The organism is Dolichospermum sp. UHCC 0352, from assembly GCF_009711925.1.
Taxonomy (GTDB): Bacteria; Cyanobacteriota; Cyanobacteriia; order Cyanobacteriales; family Nostocaceae; genus Dolichospermum; species Dolichospermum lemmermannii.
On the sequence record NZ_VIKY01000298.1, the window covers coordinates 1 to 6,346 of the forward strand.

At 41.0% G+C, this 6,346-nt stretch carries 10 protein-coding genes, 1 tRNA gene and 1 other annotated feature; of the genes, 3 read left to right on the plus strand and 8 right to left on the minus strand.

Annotated elements, in window-relative coordinates; translation table 11 throughout:
* Nucleotides 1-59 precede the first annotated feature (59 nt).
* The gene (locus tag FJR06_RS21595) at nt 60-1,607 is read left to right on the plus strand and encodes a bifunctional ADP-dependent NAD(P)H-hydrate dehydratase/NAD(P)H-hydrate epimerase (protein ID WP_015078214.1); all 1,548 of its coding nucleotides are present in this window, start codon (nt 60-62) and stop codon (nt 1,605-1,607) included.
* Between the two features lie 65 nt (nt 1,608-1,672).
* Here the strand turns inward: FJR06_RS21595 and rplL are convergent, their stop codons facing one another.
* Nucleotides 1,673-2,059 (minus strand): 50S ribosomal protein L7/L12, encoded by a 387-nt coding sequence (gene rplL / locus FJR06_RS21600; RefSeq protein WP_015078215.1) that lies wholly within the window; start codon nt 2,057-2,059, stop codon nt 1,673-1,675.
* Between the two features lie 59 nt (nt 2,060-2,118).
* On the minus strand, nt 2,119-2,688 hold the full coding sequence (rplJ, locus tag FJR06_RS21605) for a 50S ribosomal protein L10 (protein WP_015078216.1): 570 nt from the start codon (nt 2,686-2,688) through the stop codon (nt 2,119-2,121).
* Between the two features lie 16 nt (nt 2,689-2,704).
* Between rplJ and FJR06_RS21610 the strand changes: the two genes are divergently transcribed.
* The gene (locus FJR06_RS21610; RefSeq protein ID WP_083881407.1) at nt 2,705-2,944 is read left to right on the plus strand and encodes a hypothetical protein; all 240 of its coding nucleotides are present in this window, start codon (nt 2,705-2,707) and stop codon (nt 2,942-2,944) included.
* Nucleotides 2,863-3,030, minus strand: a sequence feature (ribosomal protein L10 leader region). (Overlaps the previous gene by 82 nt.)
* A gap of 54 nt (nt 3,031-3,084) precedes the next feature.
* Here FJR06_RS21610 and rplA read toward each other — a convergent pair.
* From rplA to rplS, 6 genes are all read right to left on the minus strand, one after another.
* Entirely contained in the window at nt 3,085-3,801 is a 717-nt protein-coding gene (gene rplA, locus FJR06_RS21615; RefSeq protein WP_015078217.1) for a 50S ribosomal protein L1, read from the minus strand.
* A 150-nt stretch (nt 3,802-3,951) separates the two neighbouring features.
* The gene (gene rplK / locus FJR06_RS21620) at nt 3,952-4,377 is read right to left on the minus strand and encodes a 50S ribosomal protein L11 (RefSeq protein WP_015078218.1); all 426 of its coding nucleotides are present in this window, start codon (nt 4,375-4,377) and stop codon (nt 3,952-3,954) included.
* Nucleotides 4,378-4,383: 6 nt separating this feature from the next.
* Nucleotides 4,384-5,016 carry a transcription termination/antitermination protein NusG gene (gene nusG / locus FJR06_RS21625; protein ID WP_015078219.1) on the minus strand — a complete coding sequence of 211 codons (633 nt, stop codon included), beginning with the start codon at nt 5,014-5,016 and terminating at the stop codon, nt 4,384-4,386.
* The gene (gene secE / locus FJR06_RS21630; RefSeq protein ID WP_015078220.1) at nt 5,016-5,237 is read right to left on the minus strand and encodes a preprotein translocase subunit SecE; all 222 of its coding nucleotides are present in this window, start codon (nt 5,235-5,237) and stop codon (nt 5,016-5,018) included. The genes nusG and secE overlap by 1 nt, the downstream gene beginning before the upstream one ends.
* 184 nt (nt 5,238-5,421) lie before the next feature.
* A tRNA-Trp gene (locus FJR06_RS21635) sits at nt 5,422-5,494 on the minus strand.
* 150 nt (nt 5,495-5,644) lie between these two features.
* Nucleotides 5,645-6,007: a 50S ribosomal protein L19 gene (gene rplS, locus FJR06_RS21640; protein WP_015078221.1), complete on the minus strand. Its 363-nt coding sequence runs from the start codon at nt 6,005-6,007 to the stop codon at nt 5,645-5,647.
* A gap of 92 nt (nt 6,008-6,099) precedes the next feature.
* Between rplS and FJR06_RS21645 the strand changes: the two genes are divergently transcribed.
* The gene (locus FJR06_RS21645; protein WP_158310493.1) at nt 6,100-6,240 is read left to right on the plus strand and encodes a hypothetical protein; all 141 of its coding nucleotides are present in this window, start codon (nt 6,100-6,102) and stop codon (nt 6,238-6,240) included.
* Nucleotides 6,241-6,346: the final 106 nt, after the last annotated feature.

Sequence of the window (6,346 nt, forward strand, 5' to 3'; positions counted from 1 at the left end):
GATAATTTATCTTCCAAATGCTTTGCCCCTACTAACAACTGACAACTGACAACTGACAAATGACTAAAGAACAATTTGTTGTTACCGCAGCCCAAATGCGGGATATTGAAGCCAGAATATTTACTGCCGGAATGCCTGTAGCAGCTTTAATGGAAAAGGTAGCGGGATTAATTTCCCACCGCTTACAGGCTATTATTTCCCCAGGGCAATGTGTAGGAATTTTAGTTGGTCCCGGTCATAATGGAGGAGATGGTTTAGTAGTAGCTCGTGAATTGCATTTTCGCGGTTATCAAGTTTGGATTTATCAACCTTTTTCCAAATTAAAAGAATTAACTTCCCAACATTTTCAATATGCACAAAATTTAGGAATTCCCTGTTATCAAGAAATTGCTGAATTACCAAGTTATGATTTTTTAATTGATGGTTTATTTGGGTTTGGGTTAGAAAGGAAAATTACTGATTCTATTGCTACTGCAATTAATTATTTTAATAGCAAAAATCAACCCATTATTAGTATTGATATTCCTTCGGGTTTACATACAGATACAGGAGAAGTTTTAGGAACAGCTATTCAGGCAAATTATACATTTTGCTTAGGTTTATGGAAACAAGGTTTATTACAAGAACAAGCATTACCTTATATTGGTAAAGCCGAATTAATTGACTTTGATATTCCCTTAGCAGATATTCATGCTGTTATCGGTAATATTCCCCAAATCAAACGCATTACTAAAACAACAGCATTATCAACCTTACCTTTACCTCGTCCTCTCATTACCCATAAATACAAACAAGGACATTTATTATTAATTTGTGGTTCTCAACGTTATGTCGGTGGAGCAATTTTAACAGGTTTAGGTGCGCGAGCTTCTGGTATAGGAATGTTATCAATCGCTGTCCCCGAATCTCTAAAAATGTTGTTAGTTTCCCATTTACCAGAAGCGTTAATTATTGGTTGTCCTGAAACGAAAACCGGAACAATTGCTAATTTACCATTAGTAGGGTGTGTTAGCGACAGCGTAACGCACCTTATAGATTTAAATTCATTTACCACAATTGCTTGCGGGCCGGGTTTAACTAAAGATAATATTTCTATTATTCCCGAAATAATTAAATGTGAATGTCCTCTAATTCTCGATGCTGATGCTTTAAATATTCTGGCACAATTAGGAACTATTCCCACATTGAAATCACGAAAATCAGCCACTGTAATTACACCCCACACGGGAGAATTTAAGCGTTTATTTCCCCATATTGATTACACAAATAGAATCAAAGCCGTACAAACAGCAGCACAAGAAAGTGGGGCTGTAGTCCTGCTAAAAGGGGCAAGAACAGCTATATCTAATTCTCAAGGTAGTAGTGTTTGGATAAATCCCGAAAGTACCCCAGCCCTAGCCCGTGGAGGCAGCGGTGATGTATTAACTGGGTTATTGGGTGGACTATTAGCGCAAATTATGAATAAAGAAATTTTTATAGAAGATATAGTCGCAACTGCGGCTTGGTGGCATTCCCAAGCAGGAATTTTAGCAGCACAAGCAAGAACAGAATTAGGAGTTGATGCTTTTACACTGACACAATATTTACTTCCGGTTTTAAAGCGATGATAATGGGGACTGGGGACTGGGTAAAAATTCTTCCCAATCACCAATCACCAATCACCAAATAACAATTACTTAACTGTTACCTTACCACCAGCTTCTTCAATCCGCTTCTTGATATCTTCAGCGGCTTCCTTAGTTACAGCTTCTTTAACTGCTTTAGGAGCGGCTTCTACCAAGTCCTTAGCTTCTTTCAGACCTAGACCTGTGATTTCACGAACGATCTTCAAGACAGCAATCTTCTTATCGGCAGGTACAGAATCCAAAATTGCATCAAATTCGGTCTTCTCTTCTACTACTTCAGCAACAGCACCGGGAGCAGCCATCATCATCATGCCACCACCAGTAGGAGCAGCACTAACACCAAAAGCTTCTTCAATTTGCTTAACTAATTCAGAAGCTTCTAATAAGGTCAAAGATTTCAATTGGTCTAAAATTTGTTCGGTTGCAGCAGACATGGATATAACTCCTAAAGAATTTTTGATTTGTTAGTTTTTTAGTTGTGAGTTGTCAGTGATTAATCTTCACTAACTACCGCTAACTCAGCAGCACTTTCAGAACTATCGCTATTTTCTTTTTCAGCGACAGCTTGCAAAGCGCGAGCCAAAGAACTGGGAACTTCGTTGATACCAACAGCCAGCTTGGTAGCCACACCATTGATAGCTCCAGCAATTTGAGCCATGAGTTGTTCCTTAGATGGCAAGTCTCCTAGAGCCTTGACATCAGCTTCACTCAGGACACGACCTTCCATGACACCACCACGAATTTCTGTTTTCTTGGTGGCTTTTTGGAATGCTTGGTAAGCTTTGATCGCAGATAAATCTTCTTTAACTAGCAGAAATGCCGAAGAACCGTTAAGTAATTCTGACATTGGCTGCCATTGTTCCTGATCCTTAATAGCAATGCCCATAAAGGTGTTTTTTGTCACCTTACAGATAGCACCACTAGGACGGAGTTGCCGACGCAAATCTGTGATTTCAGCAACTGTCAGCCCCTGATAATCAATTACCAGTGCTAAAGTTGATTCACTCAAAGAAACTTTAAGATCAGCAACTATTTCTTTTTTGTTTTCTAACGTTCTTCCCATACTTGTCTCACCTCCAATGTCAGTTGTCAGTGGTCAGTTGTTAGTTGTCGGTTGTCAGTTGTCAGTAGGGGCGAAGCATTTGCAAGATAAATTATCGGTCATTGCCAAAAATAGTTCTCCAAATGCTTCGCCCGTACAGTTGTCAGTTGTTAGTTGTCACCTTTTTGCTGACACACGGAAAAAACTTAACCCCAGCTATCTTAGCCAGGGTTTCAAAGTAGTATTTTTAAGGCCGCAGTTATCAAACTTTTCTTGATTAAACTTCAGGCGGTTAAAATTACAACCTCGGCAGGGTATTAAGCTATTAGCACCTGCTGTCTCCGGCTTTGCTTATTTAATTTTGGTCATTGGTAATTTCTGATTATCTTCATCTACTACCAATTACCCATTACCAAATTATGCAGCGTCAGTTATTTTTAACTCTCGTAAAGCACTAATGTCAATAGCAATTGACGGACCCATTGTCGAGGATATATACACTGACCGCCAATAACGACCCTTAGCGCCCGAAGGACGGTTACGGTCAATTGACTCTTGTAATGCCTTGAGATTGATTAATAAATCTTCAGGTGAAAAAGCAGTCTTACCAAACATAACATGGACAATCCCAGTTCGATCAGCCCGATATTCTAATTTACCAGCTTTGAATTCAGCGATCGCACTAGCAACATCAAATGTCACTGTTCCACCTTTAGGTGAGGGCATCAAACCCCGTGGACCTAGTAATTTACCCAGCTTTGCTACCTGTGGCATCACATCTGGTGTAGCAATCAGCTTGTCAAAGTCCATCATGCCTTTCTGAATATCTTCAATGAGTTCTTCAGAACCAGCTATATCAGCACCAGCATTAGTTGCTTCTGTGACTTTTTCCCCTCTGGCGATAACTGCTACCCGAATTATCTGTCCTGTGCCTTTAGGTAGTGCTACCGTTGTCCGCAACTGTTGGTCTGTATATTTAGGATCAATTCCTAAACGAATATGAGCTTCAGCAGCCTCAGCAAATTTAGCGGTTGCTGTTTCTTTTAACAGAGCTAATGCTTCTAAGGGTGTATAATCCCGATCTTCTACTTTTTCTAGCAACGCCTGTAAGCGGCGTGATACTTTTTTTGCCATTTTTTTCTCCTGGGGTAATCTCGAAGTCGTGCTTCTCCCCCGATATGATTTTGTTATTAGTCAGTTGTCAGTTGTCAGTTGTTATTTTTTTATCTACTGTCACCTGTCACCGTTTCGCTGACGCTCACGGCGAAGCCTGTTCTCTGTCACCTAATCTGTGATTGTTACGCCCATGTTTTTAGCAGTTCCTTCCACGATATTCATGGCTGCATCAATATCATTGGCGTTGAGATCAGGAAGCTTGGTTTGAGCAATTTCACGTAATTGCGTTCTGCTAATGCTACCAACTTTAGTTTTGTTGGGTTCACTTGAGCCTCTTTCAATCTTCGCTGCCTTGCGAATCAAAACTGATGCTGGTGGAGTTTTGAGTACAAATGTAAAACTTCTATCTTCATAAACAGAAATTTCTACAGGTATCACCATTCCAGCTTGGTCTGCTGTTTTGGCGTTGTACTCCTTGCAGAACATCATGATGTTAACACCATGTTGACCCAATGCAGGACCAACTGGCGGTGCTGGGTTGGCTTTCCCAGCATTCAGGGCCAATTTAATGACCGCTACTACTTTCTTCGCCATTTGTATTTAGCTCTGTTTTTTAACCTGATTAAATTCCAATTCTACTGGTGTATCTCGTCCAAAGATAGAAAGCAGAGCTTTTAGTTTACTCCGTTCTGGGGAAACTTCAATCACCTCGCCTTCAAAATCCTTAAATGGACCAGAAAGCACAACTATCTTATCACCTGTAGCCATATCAATTATGACTACTGGCTCTTGTTCCAAGGCTTGTTTGAATATGCGTTCAACTTCCGAAGGATTCAGGGGAACTGGCTTAACGTGACCACGGCCTCTACCGCTACCACGCTTCTGCTCTGCGCCCACAAAGTTAATCACGTGGGAGGTGTTTCTTACCACCTGCCATGTATCATCACTCATCGCCATTCGGACTAGCACATAACCAGGGAAAACCTTTTCTTCTGAAGGTAGACGTTTACCGTCCTTACGGATTTTCACCGTTGGGGTGTGGGGAATTTCCACCTGGACGATTCTATCAGCGACATCAAAAGTTTGGATACGTTGCTCTAAATTTGTCTTTACCCGTTTCTCACAGCCAGAGGCTACTTGCACTGCATACCAGCGGACTTCTTTGATCCCTGTTAAGAGTGTGTCATCTGACTGCAACTCGGAGTTGCGTGGTTCGTCTGTTGCAGAAGTCATCAGAACACCTGTTTTGCTGCCCAAGCGAACAATCCATCTACCAAATATATCAAAGAGGCGGAGAGTGTAACCATTAATAGTACAGCGGCTGATTCACTCACCAACTGTTTCCGACTGGGCCAAATTACTTTCTCAAGTTCTTCCTTTGTTCCTTGGAAAAAATTGTTTAAGTTAAACCCATTTTCGGTTTCTGGCATTTCTGCTTCATTTTTTTTGGCCACAGTCGTTATCCCCCCGTTTCTTAAATAGCCTAACCTTGTGATTTTTTTCAAGGTTTATAGCTTCGGCCTAAATTAACTGGCAACAGTCAAGCTATATTTCAAAAAAATTATACCCGAAATAATTGACGTTTTCTGCTGTTTTGGCAGTGGCGTTATTGCTTCGGGCAGTATTTTTCTTTTTTAGCGCGCCCTGGAGGACTTGAACCCCCGACATCAGGTTTTGGAGACCTGCGTTCTACCAACTGAACTAAGAGCGCACAAGCTTTTCTTGTTACAGTCATTGCGCTGAACTTTTTTTATTCTAACGCAATTTCGCTTCTGATTGTAACTTATTTTTTTTCTTTTGGCAAGTTAGCGGCAGATGCCGCTTGCAGACTGGGTTTTGTCTATTAATTCACCATTGGGAATTATAGAGGGCGGTCGAATCTTTGTTTAATGCGGGTTGCCTTGCCGACGAGGGCGCGTAGATAATATAATTTAGCACGTCTAACCTTACCACGACGCAATACTTTAATGCTTTCAACCAGGGGAGAATGAAGTAAAAATACTCGTTCTACACCCACACCTTGGAAAACTTTACGGACTGTGATAGTTTCGTTGATGCCGCCATTGCGTCTAGCTATAACTACACCTTCGTAAGGTTGCACACGGAATTTAGTGCCTTCCTGAATTTTGATTCCTACCTTAACTGTGTCACCGACGTAGATATCGGGTAAGTCAGATTTCATTTGCTCCGCTTCAATTGAGCGGATAATCTCTTGGGCGTTCATTACTTTTTATGTTTTTTGAAAAAACTCACAATCGTTAATTATAAATCTATAATTGCCAAAGAGTCCAGCTATTTATTGGAGGAGTCAGGAGTATGGCTAACGCCACGCTTCGCTATCAGGAGTCAGGAGTTCAGGAGTCAGGAGTCAGGAGTCAGGAAGAAGAAAGAAGAAAGAAGAAAGAAGAAAGAAGAAAGAAGAAAGAAGAAAGAAGAAAATTACCTAATGACAACTAACAACTGACAACTGTACGGGCGAAGCATTTGGAGAACTATTTTTGGCAATGACCGATAATTTATCTTCCAAATGCTTCGCCCCTACTAACAACTGACAACTGTACGG

Excerpts from the sequence above, each read along its gene's own strand:
- rplJ (WP_015078216.1), bottom strand. The coding sequence starts at position 2,688 with ATGGGAAGAACGTTAGAAAACAAAAAAGAAATAGTTGCTGATCTTAAA.
- FJR06_RS21595 (WP_015078214.1), top strand. The coding sequence starts at position 60 with ATGACTAAAGAACAATTTGTTGTTACCGCAGCCCAAATGCGGGATATT.
- rplL (WP_015078215.1), bottom strand. The coding sequence starts at position 2,059 with ATGTCTGCTGCAACCGAACAAATTTTAGACCAATTGAAATCTTTGACC.
- rplS (WP_015078221.1), bottom strand. The coding sequence starts at position 6,007 with ATGAACGCCCAAGAGATTATCCGCTCAATTGAAGCGGAGCAAATGAAA.
- FJR06_RS21645 (WP_158310493.1), top strand. The coding sequence starts at position 6,100 with ATGGCTAACGCCACGCTTCGCTATCAGGAGTCAGGAGTTCAGGAGTCA.
- FJR06_RS21610 (WP_083881407.1), top strand. The coding sequence starts at position 2,705 with ATGTCAGTTGTCAGTGGTCAGTTGTTAGTTGTCGGTTGTCAGTTGTCA.
- rplA (WP_015078217.1), bottom strand. The coding sequence starts at position 3,801 with ATGGCAAAAAAAGTATCACGCCGCTTACAGGCGTTGCTAGAAAAAGTA.
- nusG (WP_015078219.1), bottom strand. The coding sequence starts at position 5,016 with ATGACTTCTGCAACAGACGAACCACGCAACTCCGAGTTGCAGTCAGAT.
- rplK (WP_015078218.1), bottom strand. The coding sequence starts at position 4,377 with ATGGCGAAGAAAGTAGTAGCGGTCATTAAATTGGCCCTGAATGCTGGG.